Annotated in this window: 16 protein-coding genes; 8 read left to right on the top strand and 8 right to left on the bottom strand. The window is 68.9% G+C overall.

Annotated features, from left to right (window positions below):
- The first annotated feature begins 7 nt into the window (after nucleotides 1-7).
- The 3 genes from OG205_RS18750 to OG205_RS18740 are packed head-to-tail and all read left to right on the top strand — an operon-like array spanning nucleotide 8 to nucleotide 2,291.
- A complete protein-coding gene (locus tag OG205_RS18750) occupies nucleotides 8-655 on the top strand; it encodes a NeuD/PglB/VioB family sugar acetyltransferase (protein WP_330277520.1) in 648 nt (215 codons plus the stop codon).
- Nucleotides 652-1,734, top strand: coding sequence for a DegT/DnrJ/EryC1/StrS family aminotransferase (locus OG205_RS18745; protein WP_330277519.1), 1,083 nt, complete (start codon nucleotides 652-654; stop codon nucleotides 1,732-1,734). Before OG205_RS18750 ends, OG205_RS18745 begins: the two co-directional genes overlap by 4 nt.
- Nucleotides 1,731-2,291 carry an acyltransferase gene (locus OG205_RS18740; protein WP_319973335.1) on the top strand — a complete coding sequence of 187 codons (561 nt, stop codon included), beginning with the start codon at nucleotides 1,731-1,733 and terminating at the stop codon, nucleotides 2,289-2,291. The genes OG205_RS18745 and OG205_RS18740 overlap by 4 nt, the downstream gene beginning before the upstream one ends.
- 165 nt (nucleotides 2,292-2,456) lie before the next feature.
- Here OG205_RS18740 and OG205_RS18735 read toward each other — a convergent pair whose 3' ends face one another.
- Both OG205_RS18735 and OG205_RS18730 read right to left on the bottom strand, forming a co-directional pair.
- Nucleotides 2,457-3,200: a maleylpyruvate isomerase family mycothiol-dependent enzyme gene (locus OG205_RS18735; protein WP_330277518.1), complete on the bottom strand. Its 744-nt coding sequence runs from the start codon at nucleotides 3,198-3,200 to the stop codon at nucleotides 2,457-2,459.
- Nucleotides 3,201-3,237: 37 nt separating this feature from the next.
- Nucleotides 3,238-4,080, bottom strand: coding sequence for a helix-turn-helix transcriptional regulator (locus tag OG205_RS18730; protein WP_330277517.1), 843 nt, complete (start codon nucleotides 4,078-4,080; stop codon nucleotides 3,238-3,240).
- A 130-nt stretch (nucleotides 4,081-4,210) separates the two neighbouring features.
- Between OG205_RS18730 and OG205_RS18725 the strand changes: the two genes are divergently transcribed.
- The 3 genes from OG205_RS18725 (at nucleotide 4,211) to OG205_RS18715 (ending at nucleotide 6,223) form a co-directional block, all read left to right on the top strand.
- Nucleotides 4,211-5,155 carry an NADP-dependent oxidoreductase gene (locus OG205_RS18725; protein WP_330277516.1) on the top strand — a complete coding sequence of 315 codons (945 nt, stop codon included), beginning with the start codon at nucleotides 4,211-4,213 and terminating at the stop codon, nucleotides 5,153-5,155.
- Between the two features lie 65 nt (nucleotides 5,156-5,220).
- Nucleotides 5,221-6,072 (top strand): helix-turn-helix domain-containing protein, encoded by an 852-nt coding sequence (locus OG205_RS18720; RefSeq protein ID WP_330277515.1) that lies wholly within the window; start codon nucleotides 5,221-5,223, stop codon nucleotides 6,070-6,072.
- On the top strand, nucleotides 6,047-6,223 hold the full coding sequence (locus OG205_RS18715) for a DUF397 domain-containing protein (protein ID WP_330277514.1): 177 nt from the start codon (nucleotides 6,047-6,049) through the stop codon (nucleotides 6,221-6,223). The genes OG205_RS18720 and OG205_RS18715 overlap by 26 nt, the downstream gene beginning before the upstream one ends.
- Here the strand turns inward: OG205_RS18715 and OG205_RS18710 are convergent.
- Nucleotides 6,207-7,535 carry an O-antigen ligase family protein gene (locus tag OG205_RS18710; protein WP_330277513.1) on the bottom strand — a complete coding sequence of 443 codons (1,329 nt, stop codon included), beginning with the start codon at nucleotides 7,533-7,535 and terminating at the stop codon, nucleotides 6,207-6,209. The genes OG205_RS18715 and OG205_RS18710 overlap by 17 nt on opposite strands.
- On the bottom strand, nucleotides 7,514-8,377 hold the full coding sequence (locus OG205_RS18705) for a hypothetical protein (protein WP_330277512.1): 864 nt from the start codon (nucleotides 8,375-8,377) through the stop codon (nucleotides 7,514-7,516). The genes OG205_RS18710 and OG205_RS18705 overlap by 22 nt, the downstream gene beginning before the upstream one ends.
- A gap of 137 nt (nucleotides 8,378-8,514) precedes the next feature.
- Here OG205_RS18705 and OG205_RS18700 point away from each other — a divergent pair, with 137 nt between their 5' ends.
- Complete coding sequence (locus tag OG205_RS18700; RefSeq protein ID WP_330277511.1) at nucleotides 8,515-9,480, top strand: hypothetical protein; 966 nt, start codon at nucleotides 8,515-8,517, stop codon at nucleotides 9,478-9,480.
- Here the strand turns inward: OG205_RS18700 and OG205_RS18695 are convergent.
- The 3 genes from OG205_RS18695 to OG205_RS18685 are packed head-to-tail and all read right to left on the bottom strand — an operon-like array spanning nucleotide 9,473 to nucleotide 13,127.
- On the bottom strand, nucleotides 9,473-10,666 hold the full coding sequence (locus tag OG205_RS18695; RefSeq protein WP_330277510.1) for a rhamnosyltransferase WsaF family glycosyltransferase: 1,194 nt from the start codon (nucleotides 10,664-10,666) through the stop codon (nucleotides 9,473-9,475). The two genes, OG205_RS18700 and OG205_RS18695, sit on opposite strands and share 8 nt — an antisense overlap.
- Nucleotides 10,663-12,105: a lipopolysaccharide biosynthesis protein gene (locus tag OG205_RS18690; RefSeq protein ID WP_330277509.1), complete on the bottom strand. Its 1,443-nt coding sequence runs from the start codon at nucleotides 12,103-12,105 to the stop codon at nucleotides 10,663-10,665. The genes OG205_RS18695 and OG205_RS18690 overlap by 4 nt, the downstream gene beginning before the upstream one ends.
- Nucleotides 12,102-13,127: a glycosyltransferase gene (locus OG205_RS18685; RefSeq protein ID WP_330277508.1), complete on the bottom strand. Its 1,026-nt coding sequence runs from the start codon at nucleotides 13,125-13,127 to the stop codon at nucleotides 12,102-12,104. Before OG205_RS18685 ends, OG205_RS18690 begins: the two co-directional genes overlap by 4 nt.
- Nucleotides 13,128-13,236: 109 nt before the next feature.
- On the opposite strand from OG205_RS18685, the gene OG205_RS18680 reads away from it, so the two are divergent.
- A complete protein-coding gene (locus OG205_RS18680; protein WP_330277507.1) occupies nucleotides 13,237-14,082 on the top strand; it encodes a glycosyltransferase in 846 nt (281 codons plus the stop codon).
- Here OG205_RS18680 and OG205_RS18675 read toward each other — a convergent pair.
- On the bottom strand, nucleotides 14,054-15,280 hold the full coding sequence (locus OG205_RS18675) for an MFS transporter (RefSeq protein ID WP_330277506.1): 1,227 nt from the start codon (nucleotides 15,278-15,280) through the stop codon (nucleotides 14,054-14,056). The two genes, OG205_RS18680 and OG205_RS18675, sit on opposite strands and share 29 nt — an antisense overlap.
- Nucleotides 15,281-15,294: the final 14 nt, after the last annotated feature.

Below are 15,294 nucleotides of genomic sequence, written 5' to 3'. Positions count from 1 at the left end.
TGCGCCTGTGACTGCTCGGCCATTGCTGTTCCTCGGGGCGGGTGGGCTGACTCGCGAGACTCTCGCGGCGGTCCGCCTCCTCCCGGAGACGTGGGACCCGATCGGGGCTCTCGACGACTCCACCGCCCTGCACGGCACCCTGATGGACGGGGTGCCCGTGCTGGGCGGGCTCGACACCCTGGCCGATCATCCGGACGCGGCCGTCGTGCTCTGCATCGCGAGTGCGCGGCGGTCGCTGGTCCGGCTGGACGTGGCCAGGAGGCTCGATCTGCCGGACGAGCGGTGGGCGACCATCGTGCATCCGGCGGCTGTCACCTCCGGTGCCTCTGTAGGCGCCGGAACGATTCTGCTCGCGGGTGTCGTCATCACGACCCCGCTGTCGATCGGCCGGCACGTGGTGGCCATGCCCCAGGTGCTGATCACCCACGACGACGAGGTCTCGGACGGCGTCACGTTCGCCGGCCGCGCGTCGCTCGCGGGTTCCGTGCACGTCGGGGAGGCCGCGTACCTGGGGCAGGGAGCCCTGGTGCGCGAGGGCGTGAAGATCGGCGCCGGTGCCGTCATCGGCATGGGAGCCGTTGTCCTGCGGGACGTTCCCGCGGGAGAGACGTGGGCCGGCGTGCCGGCCCGCCCGTTGCGTGGGGAGAGCGCGTGATCGAGATTCCACTGGTGGACCTGCGTGCCCAGCACGAGCAGGTGGCCGACGAGGTGGCCGACGGCTGGGCCGAGGTGCTCAAGACGACTGCCTTCATCAACGGCCCCCAGGTCGCCCGGTTCGAGTCGGAGTTCGCCGCCTACCAGGAAGTCGCGCACGCGATCGGTGTCGGCAACGGCACCGACGCCATCGAACTGGCGTTGCGCGCGCTGGGCGTCGGCCACGGCGACGAGGTCGTGCTGCCCGCCAACACCTTCATCGCCACCGCCGAGGCCGTCGCCCGTGCCGGCGCGACGCCGGTGCTCGTCGACTGCGTGGACGACACGCTGCTGATCGACGTCGACCAGGTGTCCTCTGTGGTCACTTCGCGCACCAAAGCCGTTGTGCCGGTTCACCTGTACGGCCAGGCCGCGCCGGTCGAGCTCTTGCCGTTGGGGTTGCCGGTCGTGGAGGACGCCGCCCAGGCCCAGGGTGCGCGCCGCAACGGTGTCGCCGTCGGTGGCCTCGGTGTCGCGGCCGCGACCTCGTTCTACCCCGGCAAGAACCTCGGCGCGTACGGCGACGGCGGCGCGGTGCTGACGACGTCCGACGCGATCGCCGAGTCGGTGAAGTTGCTGCGCGAGCACGGTTCGCCGCGCAAGTACGAGCACCCGGTGCTCGGCTTCAACAGCCGCCTCGACACGCTGCAGGCCGTGGTGCTGTCCGCGAAGCTGCGCCGACTGGAGGGCTGGAACCAGGCCCGTCGCGCCGCCGCCCAGCGCTACACCGAACTGCTCGCCGACGTCGAACGGGTGCGCGTGCCGGTCGTGCTGGACGGCAACCTGCCCGTCTGGCACCTCTACGTCGTCCGCGTGCCGGACCGCGACCGCGTGCTCTCCGCCCTGCACGCCGCGGGAATCGGCGCCGGCATCCACTACCCGACGCCGCTGCACAAGACGGGCGCGTTCGCGCACCTCGACGGTTCGTTCCCGGTGGCGGAGACCTCGGCCGCGGAACTGCTGTCGCTGCCGCTGTTCCCGGAGATCACCGAGGCCCAGCAGACCCGCGTGGCCGAGGCACTGAAGGAGGCGCTGCGATGACCGGCGTTCGTGTGCACCCCAAGGGTTTGTGCGAGTCCGAGGACGTGGGCGACGGCACGCGCGTGTGGGCGTTCGCGCACGTGCTGCCGGGCGCGCGCATCGGCCGTGACTGCAACATCTGCGACGGCGCGTTCGTCGAGTCGCGCGCGGTGCTGGGCAACAACGTGACGGTCAAGAACGGCACGTTGGTCTTCGACGGCGTCACGTGCGAGGACGACGTGTTCCTCGGCCCGAACGTGCTCTTCACCAACGACCTGCGCCCGCGCGCCCACGTCAAGAAGACGGGCGACGCGCTGGAGACCACTCTGGTGCGGCGCGGTGCGACTCTCGGCGCCGGCGCGATCGTGGTGTGCGGCACGGAGATCGGCGAGCACGCGTTCGCCGCGGCCGGTGCGGTCATCACGAAGTCGGTGCCCGCGCACGCGTTCGTGGCGGGCAACCCGGCGGTCGTGAAGGGCTGGGTCTGCGCGTGCGGCGTTCGGCTCTCAGATGATCTTTCGTGCCCCGAGTGCGGTATCCGGCACGAGGAGACCCCGGACGGCCTGAAAGCCGTCTGACACGGCCGAGGCCCCCGGAAACGGGGGCCTCCGTCGTGGTAGTAGAGCCCTCCTGAGGTAGTCGCCGCCCGCTTCCGTCACCGATTCGCCGGATACAGCCCCAGCAGAACCTCGGACACGTGTCGCCGGCCGGGACCGGGCAGCGCCTCCGCCGACCACTCGGCGTTAGGACGGATCCCAGGCCACGAGCCGTTCGAAGGTGCGCTGGTCGCCCTCGACCTTCAGGTCGTCCCCGGTCAAGCGGCCGTAGAAGGACAGCACCAGGTCGCTCGCCGTGCCGCTGAACGTGGTGTCGGCCGTGCCGGGGACGTCACCGAGCCGGGCGCCCTCGGCGTCGAGCGTCACGCGCCAGGAGCGGCCCTCGGAGGCGTGGTAGTCGACGAGCACGGGCTCGTGCGGCCACGGGGACCTCGTCGCGACACAGGTCGTCTGGAACTCGTACACGCCGTCGAGCGCGACCTCGGCCGGCAGCGGTTGCGGGGCGCCGATGGTCTGCTGGGCGTCGTAGGTGTGGACCGCGATCTCCTGGAGTTGGTGGCGGGCCGCGGTACCGGTGTTGCGCGGCGACTGGAAGTCGCTCCACCACGCCCAGCACTCGCGGTCCGGGCCGGACTCCTTCAGCGCCTCGACCAGCAGCCGCGTCGACTCGGTCATCCACGCCACCAGGTCGTCGCGCGGTGCCACGGCCGGCGTGCGGACCGGGGGAGCGTCGGCCGGGCCCGCGGCGACGATCTCCGCCCACTTGCGGCGGCCGTCGCCCAGGTGCTGGACCAGGTCGTACAGCGTCCAGCCCGGGCAGCCCGGCACCGGTGCGTCGAGATCGGGGGCGGCGGCGACGGCGGCGCAGAAAGCGGCGGTGCGCTCCTCGATCAGACGAAGCAGTTCGGGGAACGCGAAAGTGTTGTGCACGTCCGCTGTCTATCACCGGGCCGGGGTGGCCGCACACTCATTTAGTGAGGACCGCCGACGCGAGCAGGCGAAGGCGTTCGTCGTCCTGGCTGCCCGGCTCGGCGGTGTACACGATGAGCACGGGCCCTGGCGCGCCCGGCATCGGGTAGGCGTCCCAGTCGAGGTTCAGGTCGCCGACCAGCGGGTGGTCGACGCGAATCCGGCCGCGGGTCGTGCCCTCGACGTCGTGGCGGGCCCACAGCGTCGCGAACTCGCCGCTGCGCGCCGTCAGTTCGTCCACCAGCTCCGTCGCGCGCGGGTGCCCCGGCTCGGCGGAGACCTGGGCGCGCAGCATGCCGGTGAGTTCGGCGACCGTGGCCGCGCGGTCCGGGCACGCCTGGTCGGCCTCCGGGTGCAGCAGCAGGGCCAGCAGGTTCCGCTCTGCCTGAGGCACCTCGGTGAACGCGCCCAGCAGGGCTTCTGCCAGCGAGTTCCAGGCCAGCACGTCCAGGAAGCGGCCCACGACCAGCGCGGGGGAAGGTGTCGCGTGCAGCAGGCGGACCGTGGTCGGCGGCACCTCCTCCGGCGGGTACCGGCGTCCGGCCCGGGCGGGGGTGCGCGCGGCGGCCGCGAGGCTGTGCAGGTGCCGGGACTCCTCGGCGGAGAAGTTCAGGGCGCCGGCGATGGCGTCGAGCACCTGGTCGGAGGGGCGCACGTCGCGGCCCTGCTCCATGCGCTGGTAGTAGTCCGGGCTCATCCCGGCCAGCAGGGCCAGTTCCTCCCGGCGCAGCCCCGCGACGCGCCGCCGCGGACCCGGCTCCAGACCGACGTCCTGCGGCCGCACCCGGGTTCGCCGGGTCCGCAGGAACTCGGCCAGCTCACGGCGGGGGTCGTCCGTCATGGGCCCAGTATGCGCGCGGGGTGATCGACGAGGGTGGGTCTGGCAGACCCAGGACAAGGCGAACGACCGTGATCACGCGAGGGGAGCCCAGGATCGGTGGCACACCAGCCGATCACAGGAGGAACACGACATGAAGGCCGCACAGTTCATGAGCTTCGGAGCACCGGACGTCCTGCGGGTCGTCGAGATCGACCGGCCCGCTCCCGGTGCCGGCGAGGTCCTGGTGCGCGTCGAGGCCGCCAGTGTGAACGGACACGACACGATCGTGCGCGCCGGTGGGCTGAAGATGGTGTCAGGCCGCACTTTCCCGATCGGCGTCGGCCTGGACTTCACCGGCGTCGTCGTCACGACCGGCTCCGGCGTCGAGGACTACCGCGCAGGGGACCGGGTGTGGGGCATGGTGCACCCCCGCGAACGCCACACCGTCGCGGGAGCGGCCGAGTACGTCGTGGTCACTGCCGACCGCATCAGTCCCGCTCCGGCGGGTGTGTCGGCGGTCGAGGCGGCGTCCCTGGTGGTCGCGGGCAGCACGGCGCTGATCGCGTTGCGCGACAGCGTGGAACTGGCCGAAGGCGAGCGGGTCCTGGTCCGGGGCGCGGCCGGTGGTGTGGGCACCGCGGCCGTCCAACTGGCCCACGCGATGGGTGGACACGTCACCGCACTGGCCCGCGACCGCCACGCCGCGGCACTCGGTGCTCTGGGCGCCGACGTGGTCCTGGACCACAGCACCACCACCCCGGACCAGATCGGACCGTTCGACGTCATCGTCGACACGGTCGGCTCCGAGTTGGCGCGGTATCGCCGCAGGCTCGCCAAGGGCGGCCGGATGGTCACCATCGCGCTCTCCGGTCCCGCCCTGGCCGCGATCGCGGTGTCGAGCGTCCACGGCTCCCGGCGCATCCGCACGTTCAGCGCCAACCCCGGCTACGCCGTGCTGGACGACCTGGCCGACCACGTCACCTCCGGCGCGCTCCGCCCGGTGGTGCACAGCGTTTATCCGCTGACCGACATCGCGGTCGCGCACGAGGCCTTCGAACGCGGCGGCGTGCTGGGAAAGCACGTCATTGCCGTTTAGAGCGGTCCGTTTTCACCCGAACGAGCCGTTCTTTGGAGTTACTTCAACAGTTACGGTCCAAGGGCATGACTGCATTCCTTTCCACCGCGTACAGCCGGGATCTGGGCGACGAACTCCGCAGGTTGCGCGAGGACAACACCAGTTTCGGAGGCCGATCCATGGCCGTCCAGCTCGGCTGGGATCCGAGCAAGGTGTCGAACATCGAGACCGGCAAGGCCCGCGCCACCGATGTCGACCTCGCCCAGTACTTCGCGACGTGCGGCAAGGACCTCGACTTCCTCCAGGAGTTCAGCAACCGGTACCGGCACGCCTTCGACCTGTACTTCGCTCAGGCACCGAACAACCTGCGCACGCTGGCCATGGTCGAGGCGATGGCGAAGAAGATCTTCGCCTACGAGATCTTGGTGGTCCCTGGTCTGCTGCAGACGGAGGCGTACGCACGCGCACTGTTCGCGGAGGTCGGCGGTCAGTCGCCGGAAGAGATCGAGGAGAGTGTCGTACGCCGCATGGGACGGCAGAGCATCTGGCAACGGCCGTATCGCCCTGAATGCGTGTTCTACGTGCACGAACTGGCGTTGCGTATGCGCCTCGGCGGCATCAAGGTCATGGAAGACCAGTACCTGCGTCTTCTCTTCAACGCGCACATCGTGCGAATCATCCCGGCGACGAACAAGGGTCTGGCGTTCCGTTCGAAGTGCACGTTGTTCGAGTTCGCCAAGGCATCGCCGGTGGCGTACACGGAGACCGATCTCGCCAAGGTGTTCGCCCAGGACGAGGTGGCCGTCGCGTGGAGCACGGACCTGTTCGAGCGGCTGGATGCGGTCGCGTTGGATGAGGAACAATCGAAAGCCAAGCTGACGGAGTACATCAGCGGGCTTCGAGAGGATCTTCATGACTGGCGAACGGACTTGGCGTAAGAGCAGCTACAGCGGCGAGACGATCGACAGCGATTGCGTCGAGGTCTCGCTGGCCCAGGACGCGTTGGTGCGGGACTCGAAGAACGCGAGCGGTGACGTCCTCGCGTTCTCCACCCCTGCCTGGCAGAGCCTGCTCAGCTGGCTGGGCTGACCTCGGCCGCCTTGCGTTCGGCGGCCTCCTGTCTGGCTATTCGCAGCAACGCCCCGGACACGCCGATCAGCATGAACGTCATGCCGGTGGCGACGCTGAACGCGAGTTCGTCGAACGTGGCGGCGCCCAGCGCGGACGTGAGCATCGCGGCCACCAGGCACATCGCGATTCCGCGCACGCCCTCGTCGCGGGACAGCGCGCGGGCCCGCAGCGCCGCGAAGATGCCGGCGAGGAACAACAGGACGAACGCGATCAGGCCCAGGTAGCCGTTCTCGATCATCGTCAGCAGGTACTGGTTGTCGAGGATCGTGTACTTCGACGGCAGGAACGTGCCGAAACCTCGGCCCAGCCACGGGTGTTTGGCGATCTCCAGCCACGCGCCGTCGTAGTCCTTGGTGCGGCCCTGGAACGACGGGTCGTCCTCGATGTTGGAGAACATCGAGGTGACGGTGCCGAACAGGCCCGGCACGACGACCGAGGCACCGCCCAGGAAGACCGCGCCGACGCCGAGCAGCGGCAGGCCGCGTTCGCGGGGGAGCAGGATCGCCATCACGATGCCCGTCACGACGAGGCCGATGATGGCCGTGCGGGACAGCGACAGGATCGCCATCAGCGCGAGCAGTGACAGCGCCATCCACCAGCGGCCGGCGGGTTCGCCCTTGTCCTTCGCCTGGAACACGAAGTGCGCGGCGAACGGCACGCCCAGCACGCAGACCAGCCCGAACTCGATCGGGTGGTTCACGGTGCCGGCCGGGCGGAAGAAGATCGACCTGGATTCCAGCGCGGAGTAGCCGTTGTCCTGCACGCGCAGGCCCGGCAGCGTGATGTACGAGGCGAGGTCGAGGCCCAGGCCGAACTGGAACAGGCCGACGAACGCGCTGACCGTCAGGCAGGCCACCATCACCCGCAGGGCGCGGCTCAGGCGTTCACCGCTGCGGACCGCGTCGACGATGAACACCGCGAGCGCCGCCATCGACACGACCCTGATCAGCGCCGAGTCCGACACCGACAGCTCGTCGATCGGCAGGTAGCGCCGCGTCGCCAGGGCGTACGTCATCAGGTGCAGCATCACGTAGATCGCGAGGACCGTGCGGACGGCGTTGCGGCCCTTGGCCATGCCCAGGTGGTCGACGAGGTGCGCGGCGAACCAGACGACCGCCAGGCACATCGCCACGAACAACGCGGGCGGCAGCGTGATCGGAACGAACGCGATGGTGAACCGGGCGGGGACGACGAGCAGCGCCACCATGTAGAAGATGAGCAGAGTGGCGCCGTCGGCTCGCTGGGCGGTCAGTCGTCTTTCGTCGGCCATGCTGGGTCTGGCTTGGGTGCGGCGATGATGACGGTCTTCTGGTGCGCGTTCGGCACGCCCTGGGGCATGGGCCGCTGAGGTGCGCCGCCGTTGCCGTTGTTCTGCGGATGCGGATTGGGCCGGACCGGCGGGACGGGCTGCGGCGTCGTCTCCTTTTCGGACGGTGCCGCGTCCTTGGGGTCCTTGCCGTCCTTGGCTTCTTTGTCCTTGCGGCGCTTGGCCTTGAGCATGATCGAGTCGGCGGCGAACGTCGAGGCGAGCGTCAGCAGCAGCAACACGACGGTGGCCGCGCCGACGTACCGGACCTTGCCGCCGATCTTGGCCGAGGCCGTCGTCGGCTTCACCAGGATCTGCGCGGTGATGAACGTCTGTTCGGGCGCGTTCAACGCCTTCTGCTGCGACGCGAGCTCGGCGACGGTCTTCTCGAGCACCTTGCCGACGAGGCCTTCCGCCGACTCGGCCGAGTCCGACTCGGTCGTGATGAACAGCAGCGGGCCGCCGACCGGGCCGGTGTTCGCGGTGTAGACGGACGTCGAGCCCTTGCCCGCCAGTTCCTCCGCCGTCATCGGGTCGCCGAGGACCTGCGTGAGGATCTGGGCGGTGGTCGTGAGGCTGCCGTCGAACTGCAGCAGCGGGTTGACCCTGACGACGTCCTCGGGCTTCGTGTTCGCCGTGTACCGGCCGCCTGCCGCGGGGGAGGTGAGGACCAGCACGCCGCTCGACTCGTACCGGGTCGGCACCGAGATGTAGACGAACAGCGCGAGGATGCCCGTGAGCAGCACTGCGGGGAGGGCGATGTACCACCGCCGCCGCAGCACTCGTACGGTTCCCCAGAAGTCCATCAAAATCCCCGATCCGCGGCTCGGTATTGCGAACGCAATGTTCGTAGGGTATCGCCTGCTTTGAAAATCGGGGTGAGCTGCCAACTGTTACAGGCCGTAGCTGTACGGCGATGAACAGGTGGAAACCAGGAGGCAGCATGCGTGCAGGACGTCTGACCGTGACCGTCGCGGCCATTCTCGTGGTCATCGGCGGGACAACGGCTTACGTCGTCACGGCGGCCACCGACGCGAAGCAGTCGGGCGGCACCGAACAGGTGACGCAGGCCAAGGTCGGCGATCTTCTCTTCGTCGATCTCGCCGGAGGCCAGAACCGTGTCGAGAAGCTCGCCGACGGCGGCGCCCGTACCCAGACAGAACTCGCCTGCCAGCGGTTTTACGCCGCCGGCGGCACCAGCGTGTGCCTGAAGCTCTCCGGTCCCGGCCCGACCTACGCGGCCGAGGTGAGCCGCGGCGGAAAGCCGATCAAGACGGTTCCGCTGCCGGGCATCCCGAGCCGCGCGAAGGTGTCGCAGTCCGGGAACGTGGTGTCCTGGACGAGTTTCGTCACCGGCGACTCGTACTCGGTTCCCGGTGGCTTCTCGACCCGCACCGGCTACTTCGACGTGCGCACCGGCGAGACCGTCGAGTCGCTCGAACACTTCGCCGCCACTGTGGAGGGTGCTCTGCTCACCGCGAGTGACGCCAACTACTGGGGCCTGACGGTCGGTTCCGATGACAGGACCTTCTACGCGACTCTCGCCAGCGGTGGTTTCACCTGGCTGGTGAAGGGCGATCTGGCGAGCAAGTCCGTGACGTCGTTGCGCCGCGACGCGGAATGCCCGTCGCTGTCGCCGGACGGCACGAAGGTCGCGTACAAGAAGCGCATCGGCCGACTCGGGCCGTGGGACCTCGCGGTGCTCGACCTCGCCACGAACACGGAGAAGCGGCTGCCCGGCACGGCCGGCGTCGACGACCAGGCGACGTGGCTCACCGAGACGGAGCTCGCGTTCGCCGCGGTGCCCAAGGACGCCAAGCTGCCCGCCGTTCACGTGGTGCCCGCCGACGGTTCGCAGGACGCGCGGGTGCTGATTCCTGAAGCCACCTCGCCGTCTCCTGTCATGTAGCGAGTTCGCGGCGGAGCACCTTTTCCAGCTCATGTCCTGCCGCATCCCAAGAACGTCCCTCCACACTGGACGCGGCCGCACGGGCGACCGCGTCGAAGTCCGGCGATGTGACCACTTCGGACAAAGCACGCGCCAGTGAGTGCGGGGTGGGTGTCGCGTACCGGACGTGGTCGTTGTCCAGGACTACGCGGTTGAAGTGCGCGTCGTTCACCACGGGGACGCATCCGGCCGCGAGCATCTCGTGCGGCACGAGGGACACGTTGGTCATCGACAGCGACAACCCGGCGAAGCACCGGTTGTAGATGGCGTTGAGGTCGTCGGGCGTGACCAGGCCGTGGTCGTGGAACTGCGGCCCGAGCTGCCCGATCTTCTCGCCGTAGACGTGGATCTTGAGGTCCGGGTGCTTCTCGGCGAACACCTCCAGAGCGAGCACGCCGAGTTCGAACGCCCTGCGCGGTGCCTTGCGCCGGGCGTAGAAGACGATGCCGTCGCGCTTGTCGTCGCCGAGCCTGTACCTGTCGGCGTCGCAGCCGAAGTCGAAGTGGTCGGCCGGCATGCCGTGCTCGTCGAGGAGCTTGTCGGCGAGGAACCTTCCGGCCGTGAAGCCGTGCATGCCCATCCGGTACGTGTTCTCCGCCAGCGCGTAGAGGCCGCCGGACGGGTAGAACCACGGTTCGTAGTCCTGCACGAGGTAGAACCTCTTGCCCGCGCAGGGATCGTTGAACGCCGGGTACGCGGTGATCCACGCCGTCGAGAAGACCGCGTGCGCGTCCGCCATGCCGTCCGTCACGTCGTGGATCGAGCCCCGGAAGAACGGGAACGCTTGCCTGACACCGGGTTCGAGGTCGGCGACCGTGTTGCCGAACGTGTCGTACAGGTAGAGCCTGCACTCGTGCCCGAGCGACTCCAGGTGCCGGATGAGCCGGAACATCGTGGTGTGGCCGCCGGATCCCTTGGACGGGGGAGTGGTGACCCAGTTGATCGTGAGCTTGCCGTCCGGCGGGATCGGCGGGATCACCACGGGCTTGCGCTGCTCGACGTCGGCCTTGCGGACGTCTTCGAGGCGCACCGGCAGGTCTTCGCCCTCGGCGCCGAGTCTGCGGGTCGCGGCGGTGAGCAGGCGGACGCCGAGCTGTTTCGCGCCCTGCTCGCGGACGATCTTCGTGACCTGCCTCAGTCGCCTCACGCGTCGGCCCTCTTCTTCAGCACCGCAAGGATCTCGTGTCTCATCGGGAACACCACGAGCACGTAGGCGAGGCAGGACAGCGCGCCGCCGACGAGGATCTGCAGCACCTCGTTGTCGATCATGTTCCGGACCACGAGCACGACCGCGACCATCAGCACACCGCCGAGGAACGGCCGCAGCAGTCTGGTGCCGAGCGCGCCGGCGCGGATGCCGTAGGGCTTGAACGTGACCAGGTACGCGGGCGTGATGATCAGGACGGCGACGATCACGTGGGCCGCCGCGACGCCCCGGATGCCGTCGAGGTGCGCGCCCAGCGCCAGCAACGGCACCAGCGCGACGAGCCAGACCACGTGGATCACGAGGATCGCTCGCGACCGGCCGGCCGAGGCGAGGAAGTCGTAGCCGAGTTCGAGGGCGACCCTGACCGCGCCGAGCAGCACCAGCAACGCCAGTGCCGTCGCCGCGGGGGACCAGCGCTCGCCGTAGACGACGCGGATGAGCGGCTCGGCCAGGGCGGCCAGGAGCACGCACGCGGGCACCGTGACGAGCGCCAGCAGACCTAGAGCACGTCCGAACGCCTTCTGGAACAGTTCGGGATCCTCGCGGACCTTCGAGAACGCGGCCAGCGACACGCTTCTGACCGGGGCGCTGAACGCCGCCACCGGCCAGCTCGCGAGGTTGAACGCCAGCAGGTAGAAGCCGAGCTGGACGGTGCCGAGCATCGCGCCGGCGACGATGTAGTCGACGTTCATCACGCCGAAGATCAGCAGGCTCGATCCGGCCAGCGGCAGGCCGAACGCGAGCAGTTCCTTGGCCTGCACCCGATTCCAGCCGGGCCGGAACCTCTCCTTGGTGAGCCAGAACATGATGATCGCGGCGGAGACGTTCTGCGCGATCCGCTGCCACGCGAGGCTCCACGCGCCGAAGCCCATGAGCGCCAGCACGACCGCGACGGCCGTGCCCGCCACGAACGCGGCGGTGTCGGCGTAGAACTTGTGGTCCTGCCGGAAGTTCCGCTGCATCATCGCGCCGGGTACGGCGGTCGCGCCCGCGACGATCAGGGCGATCGACATGAGCTGGATGACCCCGGCGGCCTCCGGCGCGTCCATGGCGTTGGAGAACCAGGGCGCGCCGACCGCGCAGATCAACGCCAGCAGCGTGCCGGACGCGAGCGAAAGCGTCGTGACCGTCGGCGCCATCTCGTCGATCGGGCCGTTGTGGCGGACCAGGGCCGCGCTGACGCCGAGTTCGGACACGCTCAGCACGATGTTGAGCACGACCAGGGCGACCGCGAAGACACCGAACTGCTCGGGCGCGATCAGGCGCGCGAGCAGGATGCTGATGCCGACCGCGGCGAGTCGTTGCAGGAGTGAGTTGATGGCGCTCCAGCGGATCGCCGAGGAGACCTTGCCTTCGAGCCGGCCGGTGTCCGTGCTCACCACTCGCCCCGCCACTTCCAGCGCTGCGTGCCGATCCACAGCTTCGCGCGCTTGACGGCGTGGGGTGCGAGGAACAACTGGGTACGGCTCAGGAAACGCGGGCTGAACTTCTTGCGCCGCAGGAGTGCCTTGTACTCCGGCAACTCCTCCAGCCGCGAGTAGGTCTCGCGGGCGAAGTCGAGGAGTTCCTGCTCGGTGCCGTCGAGCTGGTCGCGGTCGTGGAGCCGGACCGCGCGCCACAGCGCGTCGCTCGCGATCGCCTTGTGCGCCAGTGTCTTCAGTCGCGCGGGCAGACTCGGGTTCTGCTCCAGCACCAGGTCGAACACGTCCCGGCGCTGCTCCAGGTCGGCGAACACCGACTTGAACGTCGTGCGCATCATCGAGTTCTCGTGTACCCGGTAGTACGCGCCCGGCCTGCCGCTGACGTACCCGATGTCGGACACCGCGGCGATGCGCAGCCACATCTCCAGATCACCCGCGTGGGGGAGGTCCGAGCGGTAGCCGCCGACCTTCTGCTGGATCTTGGTGCGCACCACGACCTCCGGCGAGGAGATCACGTTGCGGCTGCTGCGGAAGCGGTTCTCGATCCAGTCGTCGCCGCGCCAGACCTTGGAACTCGTCGGAAGCTGAGTGACCCTCGGCAACGCGTCGTGGTCGCTGTAGTAGACGACGCGGCCGTAGACCATGCCCACTTCGGGGTTCTGCTCGAAGACCTCGGCGGCACGCTGGAGTGCTCCCGGCGCCAGCAGGTCGTCCGCGGACAGCAGCACCGTGTAGTCGGCGCTCGCCCAGTCCAGCAGGCCCTCGTTGTAGGTGGCGATGTGCCCCTTGTTCACCTCGTGCCGGTAGCCCTCGACGCGCTTGTCCGCGGCCATCAGTTCGGCCATCACCTCAGGCGTGTTGTCCGACGACGTGTCGTCGATCACAAGCACTCGGACGTCCACGCCAGGCTGGTCGAGGACGCTTCGGACGCAGGCCGGTAGGAAGTGGGCGTAGTTGTAACAGGGGATCACGACGTCCACTGTGGGAAGCGTTGGCACAACCTCACTATCGGTGTGGGTTCGCATTCGTTAGCCCCGCAACGTTTTGGGCCCATCAGGCGATGTAGGGATGACCGGAGTAAGGGGAGTCATGGCCGACCACGTCATCCTGACGCGCTTCAACCTGCCTTCGAAGGGGGCCGAAAGTTACGTCCGGGCAAAAGAAGGATGGCTGACCGAACGCGTTGCGCTGTTCGAGCGCTACTGCCTGCCATCGGTGCTCGCTCAGACGGACGAACGGACGCGTTGGCTCATCTATTTCGACCCCGAATCACCGCAATGGCTCAAGGACAAAATCGCCTCACACGGTGACGCGTACACGCCCGTTTACCGTCCGGAAGTGTCGCGGGAAGAGCTCCGATCGGACATCCGGTCGCTTTACGGTCAGGTCGGCGACGAGCTCATCACCACGAACCTCGACAACGACGACGGCCTCGCCGTCGACTTCGTGGAACGCCTCTGCGCCGCACCCCGCCCCACCACGACGGCCGCGTACTACCTGGTCAACGGCCTGATCAAGTCTCCTGGCGGCCTGTACCACCGGGTCGACCGGCACAACGCGTTCGTCTCGGTGCGGGAGTCCTGGGACGAGCCGGTCACGTGCTGGGCACACTGGCACAACCACATGCACCTGCACTTCCCCGTCGTGGAATTGGACGGGGCGCCGGGCTGGCTGCAGGTCGTGCACGGCGGCAACGTGTCGAACCGCACACGCGGCCGGCTGGTCTCGCCCGAGCCGTACAAGGCGTCGTTCGGGGACTCGCTGGACGACGTGGCGGCGCCGGGCTCGCTCGCCGTGGCACAGGACCGGCTGGTGGATCAACCAGTCCGGTTCATGCGCGACTCCGGGCGCGTGGCCGCGAAGAACGCGGCCATGAAGGTCCTGGGCAAGGGTGGCTTCGAGAAGATCAAACAGAAGCTGGCGTCTCGCGGTTAATGCCGTAAGCCGCGATGAGCGTCACGGTCAGTGCTGCCAGCGCTACCGTGATGCTCGTCCCGAAGCTGGAGAACTGCAGCAGCAGTCCGAACGCGACAGACGAAACGAGACGCCCGAGCGCCTGGCCGGTCTGCACGACTGAGAGGCCTGAAGCGCGCAGCGACTCCGGCGCCGACTCGCTCACCTTGGCCGACAGCACGCCGTCCGTGGCCGCGTAGAACAGGCCGTGCAGCAGGAGCGCCGCGATCGCGACTCCCATGCCGCCCTCGGGGATGAACAGCAGCGCGTACACGCCGAGCAGCAGCCCGTGGCCGGTGAGGAACATCCGCCAGCGCCCCACCTTGTCCGACAGCTTGCCGAGCGGCGCGGCGGCGGCGAGGAAGACGACGGCCGTGCCGAGCGGCAGCAGCGGCAGGTAGCCGAGCGAGATGTTCGTGGCCTTCTGCACCAGGACGTAGACGAACGCGTCCGACACCGTCGCGAGCCCGAGCATCCCGGCGGAGATGGTCGTGCGGCGGAACTGCTTGTCGGTGAGCAGGTTGAGCCCAGCCCGGAACGAGGGGCGCGGACCCTTCGGCTTCTCCTTGGCCGGCTTCTCCCGCACGAACGAGACGAGCACGATCAGGCCGATGACCGCGAACGCCGCGGACACCGCGAAGATCGGCCCCGGCACCATCCCGATCTGCGTGAGCAGCAGGAACGTGATGAGCGGGCCCAGGAGCGCGCCGAACGTGTCCATGCTGCGGTGCACGCCGAACGCGGCTCCGAGCCGGTCCTCCGGCGTGGCCAGGGAGATCATCGCGTCACGTGGGGCGGTCCGGATGCCCTTGCCCGCCCGGTCCGCCGCCATCAGGGCGCCGATGCCGAACGGGGAGGCGCCGACCAGGGGGAAGAAGACCTTGGTGAGCGCCGAGAGCCCGTAACCGGCCGCGGCGACGGCCTTGGGCCTGCGGAACTTGTCCGAGACGCTGCCACCGACGAGCCGCAGCAGGGCCGTGGCGCCGGTGTAGATGCCGTCGAGCAGGCCGAACTGCGCGTAGCCCAGGTGCAGCGTGAAGAGCAGGTACACCGGCAGGAACGCGGTGATCATCTCGGCGGAGACGTCGGTCAGCAGGCTGACCGTGCCGAGCGCGAACACCGTGCCCGGCAACCGCTTGCGGAAGTCCGTCTTGGACGGACGGGAGGAGGCGACGTACACGGGTCACCCACCTG

It is taken from the genome of Lentzea sp. NBC_00516 (genome assembly GCF_036346835.1).
GTDB lineage: Bacteria > Actinomycetota > Actinomycetes > Mycobacteriales > Pseudonocardiaceae > Lentzea > Lentzea sokolovensis.
This window is presented reverse-complemented; position numbering and strand designations above follow the sequence as displayed.